Below are 21170 nucleotides of genomic sequence, written 5' to 3'. Positions count from 1 at the left end.
GGAGCTGGCAGCCTGAGGCTGGGAGAATAAGTGGGGGAGCGGCGGCCTCAGGCGGCGACCGGGACCTTGCTGTCCTGGTAGGCCTTGACGGCGGCGACGGCCTGCTCGACGACTTCGTCAATGGTGCCGTCGACGGGGACGACGACGCCGTTCTCATCCGGTCCGAGCGGCTGCAGGTCGGCGAACTGGCTGGCAAGCAGCGACGGCGGCATGAAGTGGTCCTTGCGGGCGGACAGACGGCTGTAGATCAGCTCCTCGGAGCCGGCGAGGTGCACGAAGAACACGTCGACATTCTCGCTGAGCAGGTCACGGTAGGCGCGCTTCAGGGCGGAGCTGGAGACGACGGTGTTCTGGTCGAGGGCCTCGCGGGCGACCATCCACGTGTTGATGACGCGCAGCCAGGGCCAGCGGTCCTCGTCGGTCAGCGGATGTCCGGCGCTCATCTTGTCGATGTTGGCCTGCGGATGGAAATCATCGCCTTCGGCCATGGTGTAGCCGAGCCGGTCGCGGATCGCCTCCGCCACAGTGGATTTGCCGCATCCGGCGACGCCCATCACGACGACATGAATGCTCATGTGCGAATCTCCTTCGGTTCCTTCACCGGACCGTTGCGGCCGATGCTCAACTGCCTTGTTGATTTGTTGGTATGACTATATCCTGTTTTAATCATACTTGTCAAGTCAAAAGTACTACCTTTTTGGAAAAACTTGGATCATTCCCGAAATTGGTATGATGAAGGCGTCATATCACGCGAACAGGCAGCATCGAAAAACGCCATCATCACGGCATCAAGGAGACATCGTGAGCGACAGCACCCCGGTATCCGCCGCCGGTACCACCACGAGCAACGACCGCGGCACCACGGACGCCCCCGCACTCAACCTGACCTTGGGCACGCCGAGCGAACTGCTGCATCAGGCCATCACCGACGAACTCGCCGTCGACATCCTCGAAGGGCGCTGGAATCCCGGCGAACCGCTCACGCTGGAAGCCATCCAGGACCGTTTCTCCACGTCACGCACCGTCGCGCGCGAAGTCGCCAAATATCTGGAATCGATGAACGCCGTGACCGTGCGCCGCCGCGTCGGCCTCGTCCCGAGGCCGGTCGCGGAATGGGCGGCGCTCAACACGCAGGTCATCCGCTGGAAGCTCATGTCGACGCGGCGCAAGGAGCAGCTGCGCGCGCTCACCGAACTGCGCCTCGCCATCGAACCGGCGGCGGCGGCCGCAGCCGCACGCAACGCGGCGATGGAGGCGAAGGCGATGTTCCCCGTGATGGCGGGGGAACTGCGCAAACTCGGCGAGACGGGCGACCTCGCCGACTTCCACGACCTCGACGTGCGGTTCCACTCGGCACTGCTGCTCAACAGCGGCAACGAACTGTTCGCCGGCATGGCGGACATCATCGGCATCGTGCTCAAGGGCCGCGTCGAGCTGCACATGTACCCGCAACGGCCCGAACCGGCCGCGCTCGACGCGCATGACGCCGTCGCCGAGGCGGTGTGGCGCGGCGAGCCGGACCGTGCGCGCGAGGCGATGCACGCCATCGTCGACGAGGTCGCCGAGGCGCTCGACCTCACGTGAGCGGCGGATGGTCCGATGTCACGCGGCCGGGGGTATCGCGACGCCGCGATGTCCATCTGATGGCGAATCTCACCCTCACCTCTTGAGCGATTCCTCGTTGCGCGCCTACAATCGGAATCGTCTATTGATGGTCCAACCCAAAGGGGAGTTTCACTATGCTCACGAATGAGTACGTCAAGCGCGTCTACGCGCAGGTCGAGCAGCGCGACGGCGATCAGCCGGAGTTCCTGCAGGCCGTGCAGGAGGTCTTCGAAAGCCTGCAGCCGGTCGTCGAGAAGCATCCGGAATACGAGAAGGCGGGCGTGCTCGAGCGCATCGTCGAGCCGGAGCGCGTGGTCAAGTTCCGCGTCGCCTGGACCGACGACGAGGGCAAGGTGCAGGTCAACCGCGGCTACCGCGTGCAGTTCAACTCCGCGATCGGCCCGTACAAGGGCGGCCTGCGCTTCCACCCGACCGTGAACGAGGGCGTCATCAAGTTCCTCGGCTTCGAGCAGATCCTCAAGAACTCACTGACCACGCTGCCGATGGGCGGTGGCAAGGGCGGCTCCGACTTCGACCCGAAGGGCAAGTCCGACGCCGAGGTCATGCGCTTCTGCCAGGCGTTCATGACCGAACTGTGCCGCCACATCGGCCAGTTCACCGACGTGCCGGCCGGCGACATCAACGTGGGCGCGCGCGAGATCGGCTACCTGTTCGGCCAGTACAAGCGCATCCGCGACGAGTACTCCGGCGTGCTCACCGGCAAGGGCCTGGAGTTCGGCGGCTCGCTCGCCCGCACCGAGGCCACCGGCTACGGCGTGTGCTACTACACGGCCGAGGCGCTGCGCGTGCTCAAGGGCGATTCGTTCGCGGGCAAGACCGTCGTGATCTCCGGTTCCGGCAACGTCGCCATCTACGCGACCGAGAAGGCCGAGCAGCTGGGCGCGAAGGTCGTCACCGTGTCCGACTCCAACGGCTACGTCGTCGATCCGGACGGCATCAAGGTGGACGTCGTCAAGCAGATCAAGGAGGTCGAGCGCGGCCGCATCAAGGAGTACGCCGAGCGCGTGCCGGGCGCCGAATACCACGAGGGCTGCTCGGACGTGTGGACCGTGCCGTGCGACATCGCGCTGCCGTGCGCCACGCAGAACGAGATCGACGAGGCCTCGGCTGAGGCGCTCGTCGCCGGCGGCTGCAAGGTCGTGTGCGAGGGCGCGAACATGCCGTCCACGCCGGAGGCCATCGCCGTGTACCAGAAGAACGGCCTGCTGTACGGCCCCGCCAAGGCCGCGAACGCGGGCGGTGTGGCCGTCTCCGGCCTGGAGATGAGCCAGAACAGCTACCGCCTGAACTGGACGTTCGACGAGGTCGACGCGAAGCTCAAGTCCATCATGGAGTCGATCGTCGCCGAGTCGCTGAAGGCCGCCAAGGAGTACGGCCACGAGGGCGATCTCATGCTCGGCGCCAACGCCGCCGGCTTCGTCAAGGTCGCCAACGCCATGGTCGCCCAGGGCGTGCTGTGATCGGCTGTGACCTGACCCGCCGAACGAGGGTCAGGCAGTGAATGGGGGGGTCTCCCGCCGAACCCGGCGGGAGACCCCCCCCATTCGCGTCTCGGCCCCTCGTCAGAGGGTACCAAGTGGTGGATTATCCTTCCGACTTTGCCGACGGTTCCCTCCGCTAATAGCACGGTTCCGCCCTCCAACGTAACGGTTCCCTCCTTGGTTTGCTACGGAAAAACGTGGCAAACCAAGGAGCGAACCGTGACTCATCAGGAGCGAACCGTGACGAGTGCGGAACGGTCCATGACTTTATCGGCGAGAACCCCTTGCTCCCCCTTTCAGGGGGAGCTGTCGGCCGAAGGCCGACTGAGGGGGTCAAGCCCAAGACCGTCGGAATCCGACCAGGCACGACGCCGTCGGTACTGGATACACCGCGATCGGTTGCTCCGTCAGTCGCGGCGACGTGCGCGACGCAGGACGGTCAACACGGCGGCGGCACCGAGCAGGGTGACGGAGCCTAGCAGCACAGCGGCCACCGGGGCACCGGTCCGCGACAGACCAGACGACTGCGCGCTGACGGAACCGGACGCACCCGAACCGGCTGCCTGCGTACCCGAACCGGACGCGCCGTCACCGCTCCCGGTTCCCGGCTGGCTGCCGGTTCCATCACCGGAACCCGGCTTATCGCCGGAACCATCCCCGCTCCCCGGCTTATCGCCGGAATCCTTGACCAGCGCGGCCCGTGCCTCGGTCAGCGCCGCGAGCGCGTCGTCGGCGTCCTGCTGGGAGGCTTCGGCGTCACCGGCCACGCCGGTCGCCTTCTCCAACGCCTCGGCAAGCGCGGCCCAGCTCGTCTTCGTGTAGTCGGATTCGACCAGCGTACCAGCCTTGATTTCGCCGTTGATCTCGTCGATTTTCGCCCGCAGCGCCGTGACGTCGGCGGCGACGCGCAACGCGCCGGCGGCGGTGTCCAACGCGTCCGTGGCGGACCGGATATCGGCGGCGGAGGCATCGGACTTGGCGGCGACCTCGCGAGCGGCCTTCAGAGCGGACTCGAACGCGGCCCACGTACCGGCCGTGTACTGGCCTTGGACCGTGTTCTTGTAGTGGTCGATGGCGGCGCGCAGCTCGGCGCGGGGCGCCTGCTCCTGCGTGGATTCGAGGCCTGCGACCGCCAGCCAGGAGACCATGGCCGCATCGCCATCACCGCCGTAGGAGGCGGTGAGCGTCACGGTGCCGTCGCCGACGGCGTAGGCGTCGCTCGTGTAGGCGAGCTTGGTGTCGTAGCCCTTGCCCACGTGCAGCGCGTCGCCGCCGTTGAGCGCCACGGTCGTGTTCTTGCCGTCCGCGGCGGTGTAGTTCAGTGTGAGCTTCATCGAGCGTGGACCGGTCCACAGCTCCTTGAATCCGACGGAGAACCGGTAGGTGCCGGCCTTGACGGGCAACGTGTAGACGATATCCTTCTTGGAGCCGCCCTTCTCGCCGCCGAGCACGGTGTTGTACTTGTCGGTCTCGGAGCCGACGGAGTAGACGGACACGTCGCCGATGTTGGCGCCCCACGAACCTTCACCGGAACCGGCGGCATACTGCCGGTCCGCGGCGTCGTTGCGCAGCGTGGGCACGGAACCCTTCACCGCGTCGTAGGCGGCGGAATCCTTGCCTGCCATGCCGGAGTCGATGTAGTAGACCAGATCGTCCGGTACGACCTCGAGGTGGTAGGTCACGGTACCGTCGTAGCCGTCCACCGTGCCCTGCACGTCGAGGGAGTCGAACGCCTTGGGGGCGTTCGCCGTATCCTCCGCGCTCGGGATCTTCCAGTCGACGGCCGCGTTGACCGTCCTGCCACCCACGGATTCGAACGCAAGGGTCTTCGGCAACGCCGAGGCCATGTCCGTTCCGGCGACCATCGCGCCGGACAGGTCGGTGGAGAGGAGCGTCTTCGGGTCGTCGGCGCTGTGAATCGTGTACGTACGCGTGATGACGCCGCTGGCCGCCTTGCCGGGTGCGACGGCGATCGCCTTCAGCGTGTACTTGCCCTTGGCGAGCGCGATGGGACCGGTGTACTTGGTGCCGGTCTTCTCGGTGGGTTCACTGCCGTCCAGCGTGTAGTAGATGGCGCTGCCCTCCGCGGCCGCAAGGGTCACGTCCTGCGTGGTGTAGACGCCGGAGGCGAGTGACGCTTCGGGCAGTGCGGTGATGGCTTTGCCGAGGCGGTTGGCGTACACCTGCACTTCGATGAGCCCGTTCTCCCAGTTGGCGGTCGAGTTGCCGTTGTGGTCGTTGACGACGCTGGTCACTTCGATCTGTACGTACCGGTACCTGCCGCTCACCTTGTCGCTGGTGAAGGCGACCTGGGTGTTGGCGGTGTTGTCGAACAGCGTGGTCCAGTTCGCGTCGTCGGCGTCCGCCTTGGAGGCGATGGAATCGTTGCTGCCTTTGAGGATGTAGCCATAGCGCGATTCCGATCCGTTGGCGGTGGCGAACGTGGTGTCGATGCGGGAGAGGTCCTTGACTTCGCCGAGGTCGACGGTCCACGTGTACGGGACCTTGTCCTGCGCGTAGAATTCGACGCCCTTGTCCCAGAAGCCGGTCATCTCGTACTTGCCGTCATTGGCCTTGCCTGCGGCGGCGGCTTCGGCGGTGGATGCGCCGGCCTGGGGCACGCCGGCGTCGGCGTACACGGGCCGGTTCTGGGAGACGAGGTCGATGTTCGGCAGTTCGATGCTGCCGGTGGTCTTGTCCAATCGCCAGCCGGGCGCGTACTGCATCGACAGCGCACCGTCCTTGGACAGACTCAACGGCAACCAGATGTAGGTGGAAGATCCGAGCTTCTTGGAATTCCAGCGATCACCCAGGTAGATGTAGCTGGTCTTGCCGTTCTCAGTGACGGCCATGATGCTGGTGGGCTGGCTGTAGAAGGTGGAGCTGTTGCCGATGAGGTGCTGTTCGCTCCACGCGTTCGGATCGGTGATGTCGGTGCTCGTGTAGTAGCGGGCCTGGTTAGGGTACCAACCGGACTGGGTGGAAATGATGAGGTAGTAGGTGCCGTTGATGTTGGTGATGGCGGGCGCTTCGAGCCGCGCACCTTGGAACATGCGGTAGCTCATCGTCTCCTTGGTGTCGGTCGCGTCGGTGAACGCCACGTCGGTGAGGTCGTCGGAGAGCTGATGGATGCGCATGCTCATGTGATCCTCGGCATCGATGAGGTACGCCTTCTTGCCATCCTGGAAGAGGGTCATGTCGCGGGAGCCGTAACCGTATTTGCCGACGCCGTACATCGGCGATTCGACGGCGTTGCCGTCGGCGTCGTAGTCGAGGGAGAAGCCGTCGTCGGTGATGGCGTGCGCCTTGAGCTGGTCCCAGACCTGGTCGACGGTCTTGCCGGGGTTCGCTTCCCTGACGGCCACGTAGTCGGCGTCGCTGATCTGGATGGTGCCGGCGGAGCCGGAGACGGAACGCCAGTTGCGGTACTTGGCCGCGGTGCCGGCGCCCGGGCGCCAGTGGCCCTGGAACGTGTACGGGCCTCCGATCTTGTCGGCCGTGGCGACGGCGATCTGGCTGGAGGCGTATCCGGTGGCGTCCTCCCAATGGCCGTACAGCACATACTTGCCGGCCGCGTTTTTCAACAGCTTGGGGCGTTCGAGCTTGATGTCGGTCAGGCCGCCGGACGCCGCCTTGGTGGTGGCGCTGTGCTCGGTCAGGATCGAACCGACCTTGGTCCAGTTGAGCAGATCGGTGGATTCGTAGAGGCTGACGGCAAGGAAGTTGGCGGAATTATGCGATTTGTCTTCGCCGACCCAATAGTATTTGCCGCCGTCCTGCAGGAATCCGCCGCCGTGCGCCTGGATGGGGTTGCCGTCGGTGTCGTACCAGGTCTCGCCGACCGGGATGCCGTCGTATGTGGTGGCTTTCACGGACTTCGCGGACTTCGCAGTGGCGGCGGCCGTGGTCGCGGCGGGCGCGGCGGTACCGTCCGCAGTGGTGTTCTGCGCCGCCAGTGAAACGGGCGCGCCGGCGGCGGCCATCGAGACCGCGGCCACGAGCGCGACGCAGGAAGTCGTCACCTTGCGCAGCAGTCGTTTCGCGGTGCGCAAGCCCTCCTCGGTGATGGCTTTGCGATTCATATGAGCTCCTTCGCTGTCATCGTCAAACCGTCAATGGTAACGCAACCATTGAGGCCCGCCCATGCTAACACCGCCAGCCGACGGCCCGGCGGAACATGGCAAACCATGGCAAAACGACAGCAACAAAGATATGAGGCCGGCCACAGGCCGTCCGCAATTATGGCCCCCTCTGACGAGGGGGCCAAGGTGAGACTTGCCTACAGCAGCTCGAGGGTCACGTCGAGCTTGAGCGGGCGGTCCGACGGGATCTGGAACTCGGGATGGACCGGGGCTCCCCAGGTGTCGTCGCCGCCGACGCCCATCTGGGCAGCGAGCAGACGCAGGTACGTGTTGCGGACCGGCGGCAGCTCGTCGGGGTGCATGGCCTCCTCGAGCATCAGCGAGCTGTACGGCAGCAGGCTCACCGCGAACGGCGAGGCCTCGCCCGCCGAAACGCGCATGCCGTGCCCGTACTCGTCGGTGATCTCCGCCCAGCGCACCTGCTCGTGGTTGCCGGTCTCCTGCGGCACGAGGTAGGGCGCGAAGTCCTCCTCGGCCGTGCGCGAGTACACGCCGAGCTTCGCGCCGTGCAGACGGTCGGCGTACGTCTCCTCGGGTCCGAGTCCGTAGAACCTCAGCCGGTCGTACTGCGCGGGCAGCTTCCATTCGAGTCCGAACGCGGGCAGCGTCGCCGCGCCGGCCTCGCCCGGGTATTCGACCGTCAGGTGCACGCGCAGACGGTCGTCCACGTCGTAGCGCACGACGACCGGCGTGTGCGCGGCGTCGGCGAGTTCGTAGTCGTAGCGTGCGGTCAGGCCGTGACCGTCGGCCGTCGGTTCCACCGACGTGCCGGTCACACGCGCGTACCGGCCGGCCGCGAACCACTGCGCGCGGTCGAATCCGGAGCCGTTGCCGCGATCGTTGTCGACGAGCGCGCGGAACGTCGTCAATGCGGGCCGGCGGATGACCATCTCGCGTCCGTCGCGACGGAACGACACGATGCCGCCCTGCGTCTTCGACAGGATGATTTCGTCGCGATCGTCGTGGATGCCGGCGTTGAAGCCGTCGGCGGCGACGGTCGCGCGCGTCGCGGCGCGGCGGCCGCAGCCGCAGCCGCACGCGTCGCCGGAACCCGCGCCGTCCACGGACACGACGGCCGTGTGCTGCCCGAACGTGAGCTCGTAGCCGGCCGGCGCCCAGTCGGTGGGCGCGGCGAGCCGCTGGTCGACCTCATACGTGACCTCGTAGCGTCCGCCGGCCGCGCAACCGCAACCACAACCACAACCACCAGCAGCGGCACCGTCACCACCGGCCACGTCCACCAAATCGGTGATCGCCGGGAATCCGACGGCCTCGCGGCGGGTCTCGCCGGCGGGCACGTCGAAGCGGTAGTCGGCGTGCCAGCGTTCGACGCCGTCGACGAGCACGCGCGCGGTGAACACGTAATCGGCGGTGGAGACGAACAGGTTGTCGTTCGTGATCGTCACGCCGTGCGCGTCCGGCACGAGCTTGACGTTCGCGTAGCACTGCTTGACTTCGGCGGCCTTGGGGGAGGGGGTGCGGTCGGCGAACACGATGCCGTCGCCGCTGAACTCGTAGTCGTTCGGACGGTCGTCGAAGTCGCCGCCGTAGGCGAGACGCTCGGTGCCGTCGGGCAGGCGCTGGACGAGCGCCTGGTCGACGAAGTCCCAGATGAATCCACCCTGGTACTTCGGGTACTTCTCGAGCGCCGTGTACAGGTGCAGGCCGCCGGTGGAGTTGCCCATCGAGTGGCTGTATTCGCAGGAGATGTACGGCTTGGCGTCATCGCCCATGTACAGTTCCTCGATCTCGGCGGGCTTCGCGTACATGCGGCTCATCACGTCGGACACGTCGTTGAATTCCTGCTGCCAGAACACGCCCTCGTAGTGGACCGGGCGGTGCGGGTCGTTCGCGTGCACGAAGTCGTACATGGAGCGGAACACGTCGCCGCCGAACGACTCGTTGCCGAGCGACCAGATGACGACGCTCGGATGGTTGTAGTCGCGGCGCATCATGCTGCGCGTGCGGTCGACGCACGCCTCGCGCCATTCGTCGCGGCTCGCGGGCACGGCCAGGTCGGGCGTGAGCACGTCGCCGGGGGAGGTCCAGCTGCCGTGCGTCTCGAGGTTCGTCTCGTCGATCACGTAGATGCCGTATTCGTCGCACAGTTCGTACCAGCGGCTCTCGTTCGGGTAGTGCGAGGTGCGCACGGCGTTGATGTTGTGGCGCTTGAAGAAGCGGATGTCGGCGATCATGTCCGATTCGGGCACGGTGCGTCCGGTGCGTGCGTCGAATTCGTGGCGGTTGACGCCCTTGAACACGATGCGCTTGCCGTTGAGCTTCATCAGTCCGTCTTCGATGGCGAAACGGCGGAAGCCGATGCGCTGTGGGACGGCTTCGACGAGCGTGCCGGCGGCGTCCGTCACGACGAGTTCCAGCGTGTAGAGGGCCGGGTTCTCGGCGCTCCACGGCGTGACGCGGCCGACGTTCGCCTGCCACGTGACCGCGTCGCCGCCTGCCGCGGCGGCGGTCACGTCGGCGGCGGACTTGGTCTCGCCCCACACGACCGTGCCGTCGGCGTCGCGCAGCGCGAGGTCGACGGTCGCGCCTGCGGCGGCGCCGTCGAGGCCGGCGAGCGTCGCGGCGACGGCGAGCGTGCCGTCGCCGGTCGCGGTGTCGTAGTCGGCGTCGACGGTGAGGTTCGCGACGTGGACGCGCGGATGGGAGGCGAGCGAGACACTGCGGAAGATGCCGTGCAGACGCCAGAAGTCCTGGTCCTCCAGCCAGCTCGCGGACGTGAATTCGAAGCATGCGACGGCGAGCGTGTTCGCGCCTTCGCGGATGATTCCGGTGACGTCGAACTCGCTTGGGGTGAAGGAGTCCTCGGCGTAGCCGACGAACGTGCCGTTGAGCCACACGGCGATCGCAGTGGCGGCGCCGTTGAAGGTAAGGGTGACGGTGCGGCCGTCGCGGATCGCGGCCGCGGTCTTCGGCGCGGGGGCGAACACGCGACGGTACAGGGCGACGTGGTTGTGCTCGGGGATGCCGGGCGCGACCGGGGCCTCGTGGCCGGACCACGGGTACTGCTGGTTCACGTACTGGTGCTTGAGGAAGCCCTTGACTTCGAGCGCGGAGGGCACGTCGATAGGGGAGAAGGCGAGGTCGTCGCGGCCGGCGCAGTCGGGCTGGGCGAAGGCGGCTTCAGCGAGCGCGTCCGTGCCGTAGTCGGCGAGGTCCACGAGTTCGACCTTCCACGTGCCGTCGAGGCTCTGCTTGAGGTCGGATTCCTCGTTCGCGGCGGGGACGTGGTCGTAGTAGCGGTGGCTGGAGTGGGCGGCGAGGCGGTTGACGGCGAACGTGCGCGGGTCGGTGAGCCATGCCGGATCGAATCGATCGTGATGCTTGACTGCGGTGAGGCTGGTCATATGCGGTGCCTTTCTTTCCTTCCGGCCGGTTGCACCACGGCCCCGTGGGTTCCGCGCCGGAAATAAATCATTTACTAAATGTACTCGTAACCGACACCTCACGCAACTTCGCCGGCTTCGCTCCGCTCCGATTGCGTTGGTGGACGCCCTTGCGGAAGCGGGTGGACCGGCGAATCCGCGACACGCCGAGGGCCGGCGCGCGGCGGAACGCGGCGGCGCGTCATCCGCACATGGCGGGGTGGCGACGGCGGGAAACCGACGGAATCCCGGCAATCGTAGGAATAAGCGGGCGTCGCGGCACGCGGCCGCACATCGCGCCGACGCACCGGCACCGCTCACATCAACATCGGCGATGTGCGTTTGACGCGGCGTCAAGATAACGAATACATAACAGATTTAGTTACGATTTTACTTCCTTGCCGCCCCGCGGTATAGTCACAGGCAACAAAACCGAACATCGTTTGTTTGGATATGTTACAGCGTGAGAAGGAAGAAGAAAGAAGGTACACGGTGTCCACTGCAGCCGCCGAGCCCGTACAGAAAATCAACAAGGCCCGTCTCGCCGCCTATGCGTTCGGCAACTTCGGCCAGTCCCTGTTCTACAACGCGCTGAGCACCTACTTCGTGGTCTACGCGACCACGTCGCTGTTCAGCGGCATCGACAAGGCGCTCGCCGCCAAGCTCATCGGCGTCATCACCTCGCTCGTGATGATCATCCGCATCGTCGAGATCTTCGTCGACCCGCTGCTCGGCAACCTGGTCGACAACACCACCACGAAGATCGGCCGCTTCCGCCCGTGGCAGTTCATCGGCGGTACCGCGTCCGCGGTCCTGCTGCTCATCATCTTCACCGGCATGTTCGGTCTGGTGAACGTCAACACCACCGCGTTCATCATCGCGTTCGTCGTCGTGTTCATCGTGCTCGACGTGTTCTACTCGCTGCGCGACATCTCCTACTGGGGCATGGTCCCGGCCATCTCCTCCGACTCGCACGAGCGTTCCGTCTACACCTCCGCCGGCACGCTGCTCGGCTCGATCGGCTACAACGGCCTGACCATCGCCGTCATCCCGATCACCACGATGTTCGCTGCCGACCACACCACGCAGACGCAGGGCGGCTGGACCGCGTTCGGCGTCATCTGCGCGCTCATCGGCATCATCACCTGCTGGACCGTCGGCCTCGGCGTCAAGGAGAAGGACAGCGCCCTGCGCAAGAAGGCCGAGGCGAACGGCAACCCGCTGCAGGCGTTCAAGGCGCTCGGCCAGAACGACCAGCTGCTGTGGACCGCCCTCGCCTACCTGTTCTACGCGTTCGCCAACGTGGCCACCGGCGGCGTGATGGTGTACCTGTTCAAGTACGTCGTCAACCGTTCCGATCTGTTCTTCATCACCGGCGTCGTGCCGGTCGTCGCCGGCATCCTGCTCGCCCCGCTGTTCCCGATCGTCACCCGCCGCGTCCCGCGCCGCTACGTGTTCCTCACGGGCCTCGCGATGATGGCCGTCGCCTACGTGCTGTTCATCGCCGCCTCCACGAACATCGTGGTCGTCGTCATCGCGCTCATCCTCTTCTACACGCCGCAGACACTCATCCAGATGACCGCCATCCTGTGCCTCGAGGACTCCGTCGAATACGGCCAGCTCAAGACCGGCCGCCGCAACGAGGCCGTCACGCTCTCCGTGCGCCCGATGCTCGACAAGATCGCCGGCGCCCTGTCCAACGGCTTCGTCGGATTCGTGGCCGTCTCCGCCGGCATGATCGGCTCCGCCACCGCCGCCGACATGACCTCCGCCAACATCACCACGTTCGAAGGGTTCGCGTTCTGGCTGCCGCTCGCGTTCATCGTGATCAGCTTCCTCACGTTCTTCTTCGGCGTGAAGATCAGCGAGAAGGCGCACGCCCGCATCGTCGCCAAGATCGAATCCGACATGGCCGACGGCGGCGAACCCGAATACGGCAAGGCGATCGCCAAGTCCGTCCTCCTCGGCAAGGAAACCCCCGTCAAGGCCGCGTGAAATCCACATGCCCATGACTCCGGCCCCCTCTGACGAGGGGGCTGTCGGCCGCAGGCCGACTGGGGGAGAGACAGCGGCCGCAGGCCGCGAGGAAACGGAATCGGCCTCCAGCCGATACGACATTCCCGCGGCCTGCGGCCGCTCTTTTTCTCTCCCTCCGTCATCGCTTCGCGATGACACCTCCCTCGTCAGAGGGAGGTGATCCCGTCGGCTCGCATATCGCCCGGCATGCGTTATGATGGGATTAGTAAACGGATTTACCTGTGATTTCGCAAGGGAGCGTACGGAACAACCATCATGGTCACGATCAAGGAAATAGCCCGGCAATCCGGCTTCTCGCCGGCGACGGTCTCGCGTCTGCTCAACGGCGACCCGACGTTCTCCGTCAAGGAGGAGACCCGCCGAAGAATCCTCGAAACAAGCGAACGACTCGGCTACGACGTGCAGGAGCGCCGCGGCGGCATGCCCGCGCTGCGCGACATCGCCGTGCTCGACGCGCTCGGCACCGATGAGGAACTGCAGAACGCCTACTTCGCCGAACTGCGCGACACGTTGCTTGCCACCGCCGCACAACGCCACGTCACGCTCACCTTCCACACCGACGTGGAACAGCTCATCGCCGGCGCGGACCAGTACGACGGATTCATCTCGATCGGCCCGGAACTCCACTCCCGCGACAGCCTCGAGCGTCTGCACGACACCCTGCCGCACGGCGTCTTCGTCGACGTAAACCCCGCGCCGGACCTGTTCGACTCGGTGCAGCCCGATCTCGCGCAGACCGTGCTCGACGCGATCACCGAAGCGCGTGGACGCGGCATGACGCGCATCGGATTCATCGGCGGATCCGGCTACATCATGGGTTCCTACGAGTACCCGGAGGACACGCGTTCGATGGCCTACCGCAACTGGTGCGAACGCCTCGGGCTCGACACGGAGGGACTGATGTTCGTGGGCGACCGGACCAGTCCGGTCACCGGACGCGAACTCGCGCGGCAGGTCGTCGAGGAGATGTCCGCCAAGGAGGGCGGACTGCACGCGAACCTGCCCGACTGCTTCATCGTGAGCGCCGACCCGATCACCGTGGGCGTGCTGCAGGAGTTCACGCAGGCCGGCATCGTCGTGCCGCGCGACGTGGAGCTCATCTCGATCAACGACCAGTCGATCGCCCGCTACACGTCGCCGCCGCTGACCACCTACGCCATCAATCTGAAGGCCATGGCGAACACGGCCCTCATGCAACTCACCGAATCGATCAGCTACGGCGGCGACGTCAAACGCCACACCTTCCTCTCCACCAAACTGGTAGTCCGCAGCAGCTTCACCCCAGCGGGGAAGTAGGGGGAGTCGCCCCTCGAGGGAACCCCATCTCGCCTCCCTCTGACGAGGGAGGTGTCATCGCGAAGCGATGACGGAGGGAGAGAATGATGAGCGGCCGCAGGCCGCGGGAACATCGCATCGGCTGGAGGCCGATTCCATTTCCCGCGGCCTGCGGCCGCTATCTCTCCCCCACCCGGCTTCGCCGGGAGCCCGACCGCAATTACGGACAGCCTTCGGCTGGCCTCGCATCAGCTCGCTGTCGCTCGCCTTCGCCTACGGAGAGCCCACCGGGCTCTCCGCTTCACGGCTCAGCCCGTCAGAGGGGGGCCGAGGATGGGACCGCCCAGCCGGCCCCTCGCCTCCGTCTCACCTCGTCCTCACTCCGACGCCTTCGGCATGACCGGCTCGCCGTACCCATCCACGGCGCTGTCGAAGCCGAGGTAGTAGTCGAGCTCGTGGTCCTGGATATAGCCCTTCATCGTCATGCTGTTGCGGTAGGCGCGGTTCTGGGCAAGCGAGCGCACCCGGTAGTCGGTGGGCACGTTCGTCGTGAAGATCACGAGCTCGCGGCTGTCCGCGGTCTGGTAGACGGCCTCCTCGCGCCAGTCGCCGAGCATATCGCCGTAGAACAGCGGGTTTTCGTCCTTGCGCACCGCGCCGGTCACGCCCGTCTTCACGCCGTTCTCCGTGTTGAACTTGTTGAACACGGCGATGCGCGACGTGCGCTTCGCGTCCGCGCGATAGTCGGACAGGATGTAGCGGTTCAGAATCTCCTTGCCGAGGTCGCCGTCCCAATACAGTGTCCGCTCAGGGTAAATCGGCTGTTCGCCATCCACCGGCGGGGCGAGCATCGCGCCGGTGGCGGCGCTGCGGATGCCGGAAAAGCCCCACACCTCGAAACCGGGATTGGTCGGGTCCACGTCGGCGGCGACGCCATGACCCTCGTCCTGCGGCTTGCCGGTCCACGGGTCCGGCGTGCGCCACATGATCGCGCACCTGGCGGAGTGCGAGGGGTCAGCGAGCGTCGAGCAGGCGGCGTCGGCGGCGGTGGGCGCGCCGCTGCCGGACGCGTCCGTGTACGCGGGATCGTACACGTATTCGCGCATGCCGTCGTCGGTCGCCTGCTGGATGCCGTAGCCTTCCAGTCCGGGGCGCGAGGGGTCCATGTCGGTGATGTACCAGCGGTCGCCGTGTCGGATGTTGTCGCTGACCGAGAAGTTCTGCCGCAGTTCGCCGTCGGGGGTCAGGCAGAAGCCGATCTCGCACACCTCGTCGCGGCCGTCGCCGTCCACGTCGATGACGCGCGTCTGGTGCCCGTCGCTGGCCGGCGTCGAAGCGCGGTCCCACACCCATCGTTCGGTGAGCGTGGCAATGCCAGAATCACTGGAACCGGAATCACCCTGATAATCGTAGGCGGCCTCCATCAGATTGAAGTTCCCCTGCAGCGGACGGTTCTTGTACGTCGCAATGATGCTCGCGTGCCCGTCCGCGGCCACGTGACCGACGGCGAGGCGCGCGACCAGCGGACCATCCTCCTTGTGGAGGTCCGGCACGGCGATGTCCGCCTTGAGCGTGCCGGTCATGCCGTCAAACACGGCGAGCGACTGGCCGCGTACCTTGCGCACCTCGACCTGCGGCTGGGACAGGTCATAGGGCCGCAGGTCGCCGTACCTCGCGTATTCGGTCACACCGCCCTCGCCGTCCGGGTAGCGCACGCCGTCGGCGATGCGCAACGCCACCTCGGCCTTGCCGTCGCCGTCGAAGTCGTAGGCGGTCACGCCGTCGATGGAACCGGTGTCGATGACGGTGGAGCCGGGGGTCTCGCGTACCTTGCCGCCGCGCATCGCGATGGTGGACATCGGTCCCATGTCGATGCGCCACAGGAACGTGCCGTCCGACCGGTACGCCTCGATCTTCTCACTGTCGGACTCGTCGCTGCTCGTATGCGCCGGCTGCCGGTCGAGGATGTAGTCGTATTCGCCATCACCGTCCAGATCCGCGGGCCACACGTATTTGATCGGGTCGGTGCCGTCGCCGCCGAGATGCACGCGCACCGCCGGCTCCGCCGCCGTGTGCGCGGCGAGCGTGAACCGGCGTCCTGCCGCGCGTCCGGTGTCGCGCCCGTACTGCGACGCGAGTTCGCGGCCGTCCAGCACCGGCGTGATCGCGTAGACGTGCGCGACGGACGCGTCGGAGCCGTCGTCCGTGTAGTTCGTCCCGCCCGTCACCGGCGCGTCGTTCAGCTTCACGCCGTCGCGGTAGACGTTGAACGCGATGTCTTGCGGATCGGCGGCGAGATACCGCCACGTGAGGAACGCGGATGTCGACGACGTGCGTACCACGACGAGCCCGCGGCCCAGGTTCTCCATTCCCGGCGAGGTCGCGGATGATGGGGAGGACGGGGATACGGATGATGCCGGGGATGATGCGGGAGCGGCGCTGGCCGGCACCGCGACTCCCAGACCGACCGCCATCGACGCGGCCGTCAGCGCCGTCGTCAGCGCGACGGCGCCGCGACGGATGATGTTCTCGCGGACTGCACCACGGCGACACATGCCGAGGGGCACACCGTAATGGAACACACCGTGGCGGAACATACCATGCCGGCGGATATCGCTTCCCGAGTCATCATGATAGAACGCACCGTTTCCGACGACGTCTTGTCTGCTGCCTTTGACTGTCATAGTCACCTCATAGATCTGGCCGTGGATTGCGGGCCGCATCCACACGGCCCGCCCGTTGCGCACACCCTAACAACGCCCCGCCCGTTCCCCGCAAACGGTTTCCCTTTGTTGTCCGCATCGGGCACCGCCCAGAGGTCGGATGAGAAGTCGGATGAGAAGTCCACAACCTGGGACGGGTCTCCGATGTTTGTCCCTCGACACGGAATCACCTGCAAATCACACCGAGGGGCAAGAATCCTCGCCCCTCGGCGGAGAAACAAGCCCGATTCACGTCGAGGGGCGACATCATCTGTCATCCCACGCAATCACACCGCCAGAAACCGCCATTTTCCAACGATCCGCTGAGCACCATCGCTGATGGTGGCAGCGGATCTCGCCCCTCGACGCATAATCTCCCGTAATCCTCACTGAGGGACAACATTTCTTGCCCCTCGACGCACATTCAGACCAATCACGCGCCGAGGGGCACTATACGTGGCGCATCACCACCAACCGGCGAGGAACGACGTGGCTTTGGCTTGCTCGTCGCGGTAGGCCTTGCCGAACTCGTCGATCAGGCCGTGGAACTCCTGAAGCTGCGCGACGTCGAGGCCGGAGGCGAGCACGGACGGCGCGAACGCCTTGTGGAACGCCGGGTAGCCGGCGGGCACCGTGAAACCGAGGAATGCGAACAGGCGGCGGGCGTAGGTGTCGGCGACGAACGAGCGACGGGAGAACACGTAGAGCATCAGGTCGTCGGCGGTCTCGCCCCCGATGCCGAACAGCGACAGCAGTTCGGCGCGCAACTCGCCGTCCGGCACGTCGGCCGCGCCGGACGGATCGGCACCGCAGCGGTCGATGTACCAGCGGCTCAGCGAGCGCAGCGCACGCGCTTTGTTCCGGTAGAACCCGGACGGACGAATCAGATCCTCCAGCATTGGCACGTTCGCCCCCGTCCCGGATTCCGAAGCCGGCTCCGTCGCCGCGATGGCGTGTGGGCTCAGCATGCCGGCCGCCTTCAGCGCGGTCAGCGAGCGGTCGACGTTGCCCCATGCGGTGTTCTGCGTGAGCACCGCGCCCACCATGATCTCGAACAGCGTCTCCGCAGGCCACCAGTCCGTAGGCCCGATCTCCCGCTCCATCACCGCATACAGCCGTTCGATGAAGCCGGCATCCGGCGTTCCGGCATCGTTCATTCCGACCGATTCCATGATGTCACTGCTCCGCATATAGATCATCCGCAGTGACGAACGACATGTGACCGTCGCCGGCGAAACGGGCTCGTGTGGCATCGGAGACGGGGGTCTTCGTGAACAACGTCAACCACGCCTCCTCGGTCTTGTACCCCTTCACCAGAGCGGATCGACGTCGAAGCCGTTCGATGGCTTCGGACTCGTTGAATGCGTTGCGCCACTTGCATTCACCGAGCAGAATCAACTTCCCTATGGGGTCGGCGGCGATGACGTCGATGTCCGTCTGCTCGCGCGCTATGGGATCGTTGCCCCACCATTTGCCGAACTGCGTGGCGATGAAGGGCAGCTCTCCAGCGGCGTTGCGTCGGATCAGCCACTGCCCGCACACCGTCTCGAACTGCTGCCCCACATACGTATCGAACGCCGGGCCGAACGCAAGTTTTCTCGCCACGGCTTCGCCGATGTTGCTTTCCAGAATGCTCATATTGCGACCGACGAATCGGAACCAGTATGCGAAGAACGGGTCGGCGACGATATACATGCCTTTTCTCGATTTGGCCGGATCGTCGCCGAACGGCACCTTGCGTTCGATCAGACGCAATCCCACCAGCGTCTTCAGGTAGGCGCCGATCGAATCGGCGTCGACTCCGGCATGTTCGGCGATGAGCTTCGGAGTCGCGTTGCCGCCTGCAATGGCCAGCAGAATCGAGTAATAGGCCGCCGGCTCGCGCAGCTCCTGACGCAGAAGCATCATCGGCTCCTCACGCAGCACGCCGAGGCCATCGAACATCAGACGCAGCACATTGGACTCGAAACCGTCCTGTTCACGTATCCGCGCGAGATAGTAGGGGGTCCCCCCGAATGCCGCGTAATAGCGAATCCGCTCCTGCGCGGGCGTATCCGGGAGGAATCGCGCCGCGTCGGCGTAGTCGAAGGGCAACAGGCGAATCTGCGCGGTTCGACGCCCATACAGCGGACTCTTACGTCCCAGCACGTTATTTTCCATAAATCCTTCATTGCTGCCGGACAGAATCATCGTCACATTGGTCTTCAGAAAACCGTGATCGATCGCGATCTGCATGATGGACGGCAACGCGGGCTCGGACGCGGCGGCATACGGAAACTCGTCAAACACGAACACGATACGTTCGCCGGTCTTCCCCGCCTGCTCGGAGACGTATGACAGCGCCTCACGCCATCCGCCGAATGACGGCGTAGAGGAAGGCATACCGAAGAACTCCATCACCACGCGGGAGAAATCATCGAGATTCATCTTGGCGCTCTGCTGTATCGCAGTGAAATACAGCACTCGCTTGTCTTTGACGAATTCATCGATCAGCGCGGTCTTCCCGACGCGACGGCGACCATACAGCACTACCATCTCGAACGAATCGCTGTCATACAGACGTTCCAGCACCTCCAGCTCATGCTCTCGCGCCACGAACATGTCAGTCTCCGTTTCCTTCGATGATTCGATTGCAGTTCCCACCATAACACTTCTAAGGGTGTTGTGATTACCTTAATTGTGATTAAGGTAATCACAACACCCTTGAACGAGACCGCCCGCCGGCCAAAACCATTGTCCATTGTCTTGCCCTGCATCGGGTGGAAAGCGGCCCATACAGCCCGACATTCCGGCCGGATTGCTGGCGTTAGCCATCGCGTTCTACTACGCGGTCGAAAAGCCCAGCATCCGCTTCGCCAAGCGCGCCGCCGCCGCTCTGGTCGCGAAGTAGCCGCCATGTTGCGGAGGTGGCCTGCCATCGCCGTCGTCGCCATGCCAACCATGGCACGGAACCGACGGTAAGCGGCGCCCCAGCGGCGCATGCGTGCCAACCATGGCACAGCAGCGACGCCAAGGAGCTCACCAGCGTCGTTTGCACGCCAAGCTTGGCAAGGAACCGACGCAAATGGCACAGAACCGACGGTCAGCAATGAGATGCCGGAGAAATCGGTGAAACGGACCCGCCGTCCACATGGACAGCTCGCTCGCCCGGGATGAAATCCCAAGGCATGCGGCGGGCGATTACGGCGAACGCGAACAGCGCGATGAAGCCGATCACGGCGATGCGCAGCGGCCCGTCGGTCGCGGCGGACACCGCGGACGAGACAGCAGAGGACGCCCCGGAACCAGCCACACCAGCCGCACCAGCCCCAGAATCCGAACCGGTGCCCGCATCCGCCGACCCCGCCGCCACGAACCCCGTGATCGCGGCGACCGTCAGCGCGCCGAGCACGGCCGTGCGCACGGCGTAGAACGCGGCGCGACGGCCCCCGTGCCGCGCGACCGTCTCGACGGTCATGTGCGTGAACATGCCGCCGAGCGTCTGCCCACGGTGCGTGAGCGGCACGAGCAGTTCGAACACGAGGAACGCGAGCGCCGCCGCGGTCGGCGCGATCGCGTTCATCCAGCCGACGCCCACCGTGACGCGTCCGCCGAGCAGCGCGAAATCACCGTTCGCGAGCGGCGTGGCGAGTGCGTGGAACAGCAGGACGACGGCCATCGTGATCGGGAAGTAGGCGGCGGCGACGAGCATCATGTCGATGATGTACGCGACGGCGCGGTGCAGCGCGCCCGGCCGCGCGTTCACCTCGTCGCGGCCCGGTAGCGCGGCGGCCGGCGCCCAGACGCCGAACAGTTTCGCGATGCCGAGGCCGACGATCGCGCCGAGCGTGTTCGTCATCAGATCGTTGACGTCGAACTGGCGGTAGGCGCACGGGTAGAGGCCCCAGAATCCGGTGAGTTGCGATGATTCGATGAACAGCGATGCGGCGAATCCGCCGCCGACCACCGCCCACCAGCGCCAGCGCAGCCAGCGGGCGAACACGAATCCGAGGGGCACGAAGAACACGACGTTCATGACGAGTTGGAGCAGCCCGTACAGTCCGCCGTATTGGAGATCTTCGATGAAGCGCAGTGGATTGAGCTGCGGCGCGTAGTCGCCCACGTGGGTCGCGCAGAACGCGTCCGGATCGTCGGGCATCGGGTAGAGCGTGAACGCGATGAGTCCGGTGAAGTACAGGACGCTCAGATACGATGCGCCGACCGACAACGCGCGCAGGCGATGATAGCGGTGGTAGAGGCCGGCAAGAATCGGCAACGTGAGCACCGCCGCTACCAGCGGCCACAGTAGCAGCGCGATTGCGAACGACGTGGAGAAATAACCCAAATACCCAAGCATCGAGCCCCACTATACAAACGCCGCCCGAAGGCGGCTGAAAGAATGATGGAAGGAGGCTGTAGGCCTACGGCACCCCCTCAGTCGGCTTCGCCGACAGCTCCCCCTGAAAGGGGGAGCAAGGGAAATCGCATGCGCACCCAGCGCATTCCATCACCTTGCTCCCCCTTCAGGGGGGAGCTGTCCGGCTT

11 protein-coding genes are annotated in these 21170 nt (G+C 65.5%); 4 read left to right on the top strand and 7 right to left on the bottom strand.

Annotation, left to right across the window (positions count from 1 at the left end; translation table 11 throughout):
• Positions 1-47: 47 nt before the first annotated feature.
• A complete protein-coding gene (locus AC1AYX_RS03610) occupies positions 48-575 on the bottom strand; it encodes a gluconokinase (RefSeq protein WP_034525623.1) in 528 nt (175 codons plus the stop codon).
• Positions 576-882: 307 nt separating this feature from the next.
• Between AC1AYX_RS03610 and AC1AYX_RS03605 the strand changes: the two genes are divergently transcribed.
• Both AC1AYX_RS03605 and gdhA read left to right on the top strand, forming a co-directional pair.
• Positions 883-1584, top strand: coding sequence for a FadR/GntR family transcriptional regulator (locus AC1AYX_RS03605; RefSeq protein ID WP_034525765.1), 702 nt, complete (start codon positions 883-885; stop codon positions 1582-1584).
• 155 nt (positions 1585-1739) lie between these two features.
• The gene (gene gdhA / locus AC1AYX_RS03600) at positions 1740-3086 is read left to right on the top strand and encodes an NADP-specific glutamate dehydrogenase (RefSeq protein WP_034525626.1); all 1347 of its coding nucleotides are present in this window, start codon (positions 1740-1742) and stop codon (positions 3084-3086) included.
• A 428-nt stretch (positions 3087-3514) separates the two neighbouring features.
• On the opposite strand, the gene AC1AYX_RS03595 is transcribed toward gdhA, so the two are convergent.
• Positions 3515-7189 (bottom strand): FN3 associated domain-containing protein, encoded by a 3675-nt coding sequence (locus AC1AYX_RS03595; protein WP_476502221.1) that lies wholly within the window; start codon positions 7187-7189, stop codon positions 3515-3517.
• Positions 7190-7386: 197 nt separating this feature from the next.
• Positions 7387-10614, bottom strand: coding sequence for a beta-galactosidase, LacZ type (gene lacZ / locus AC1AYX_RS03590; RefSeq protein WP_476502220.1), 3228 nt, complete (start codon positions 10612-10614; stop codon positions 7387-7389).
• A 471-nt stretch (positions 10615-11085) separates the two neighbouring features.
• On the opposite strand from lacZ, the gene AC1AYX_RS03585 reads away from it, so the two are divergent.
• Together AC1AYX_RS03585 and AC1AYX_RS03580 are read left to right on the top strand one after the other, a co-directional pair.
• The gene (locus AC1AYX_RS03585) at positions 11086-12627 is read left to right on the top strand and encodes a glycoside-pentoside-hexuronide (GPH):cation symporter (protein ID WP_476502305.1); all 1542 of its coding nucleotides are present in this window, start codon (positions 11086-11088) and stop codon (positions 12625-12627) included.
• A 297-nt stretch (positions 12628-12924) separates the two neighbouring features.
• The gene (locus AC1AYX_RS03580; protein WP_476502219.1) at positions 12925-13965 is read left to right on the top strand and encodes a LacI family DNA-binding transcriptional regulator; all 1041 of its coding nucleotides are present in this window, start codon (positions 12925-12927) and stop codon (positions 13963-13965) included.
• A 356-nt stretch (positions 13966-14321) separates the two neighbouring features.
• Here the strand turns inward: AC1AYX_RS03580 and AC1AYX_RS03575 are convergent, their stop codons facing one another.
• The 4 genes from AC1AYX_RS03575 to AC1AYX_RS03560 all read right to left on the bottom strand — a co-directional run bounded on the left by AC1AYX_RS03575 (position 14322) and on the right by AC1AYX_RS03560 (position 20982).
• Positions 14322-16499 (bottom strand): rhamnogalacturonan lyase family protein, encoded by a 2178-nt coding sequence (locus AC1AYX_RS03575; protein WP_476502218.1) that lies wholly within the window; start codon positions 16497-16499, stop codon positions 14322-14324.
• Positions 16500-17110: 611 nt separating this feature from the next.
• Complete coding sequence (locus AC1AYX_RS03570) at positions 17111-17803, bottom strand: endonuclease III domain-containing protein (protein ID WP_476502217.1); 693 nt, start codon at positions 17801-17803, stop codon at positions 17111-17113.
• Between the two features lie 19 nt (positions 17804-17822).
• Complete coding sequence (locus AC1AYX_RS03565; protein WP_476502216.1) at positions 17823-19292, bottom strand: ATP-binding protein; 1470 nt, start codon at positions 19290-19292, stop codon at positions 17823-17825.
• A gap of 436 nt (positions 19293-19728) precedes the next feature.
• Complete coding sequence (locus tag AC1AYX_RS03560) at positions 19729-20982, bottom strand: VanZ family protein (protein WP_476502215.1); 1254 nt, start codon at positions 20980-20982, stop codon at positions 19729-19731.
• Positions 20983-21170: the final 188 nt, after the last annotated feature.

The sequence above is a fragment of the Bifidobacterium sp. LH_419 genome (assembly GCF_056356955.1).
The sequence above is the reverse complement of the archived record's forward strand: the minus strand, read 5'-3'. Positions and strand labels throughout refer to the sequence as shown.

Excerpts from the sequence above, each read along its gene's own strand:
- AC1AYX_RS03560 (WP_476502215.1), bottom strand. The coding sequence starts at position 20,982 with ATGCTTGGGTATTTGGGTTATTTCTCCACGTCGTTCGCAATCGCGCTG.
- AC1AYX_RS03595 (WP_476502221.1), bottom strand. The coding sequence starts at position 7,189 with ATGAATCGCAAAGCCATCACCGAGGAGGGCTTGCGCACCGCGAAACGA.
- AC1AYX_RS03580 (WP_476502219.1), top strand. The coding sequence starts at position 12,925 with ATGGTCACGATCAAGGAAATAGCCCGGCAATCCGGCTTCTCGCCGGCG.
- lacZ (WP_476502220.1), bottom strand. The coding sequence starts at position 10,614 with ATGACCAGCCTCACCGCAGTCAAGCATCACGATCGATTCGATCCGGCA.
- AC1AYX_RS03570 (WP_476502217.1), bottom strand. The coding sequence starts at position 17,803 with ATGAACGATGCCGGAACGCCGGATGCCGGCTTCATCGAACGGCTGTAT.
- AC1AYX_RS03610 (WP_034525623.1), bottom strand. The coding sequence starts at position 575 with ATGAGCATTCATGTCGTCGTGATGGGCGTCGCCGGATGCGGCAAATCC.
- AC1AYX_RS03585 (WP_476502305.1), top strand. The coding sequence starts at position 11,086 with ATGTTACAGCGTGAGAAGGAAGAAGAAAGAAGGTACACGGTGTCCACT.
- AC1AYX_RS03575 (WP_476502218.1), bottom strand. The coding sequence starts at position 16,499 with ATGTGTCGCCGTGGTGCAGTCCGCGAGAACATCATCCGTCGCGGCGCC.
- AC1AYX_RS03565 (WP_476502216.1), bottom strand. The coding sequence starts at position 19,292 with ATGGTGGGAACTGCAATCGAATCATCGAAGGAAACGGAGACTGACATG.
- gdhA (WP_034525626.1), top strand. The coding sequence starts at position 1,740 with ATGCTCACGAATGAGTACGTCAAGCGCGTCTACGCGCAGGTCGAGCAG.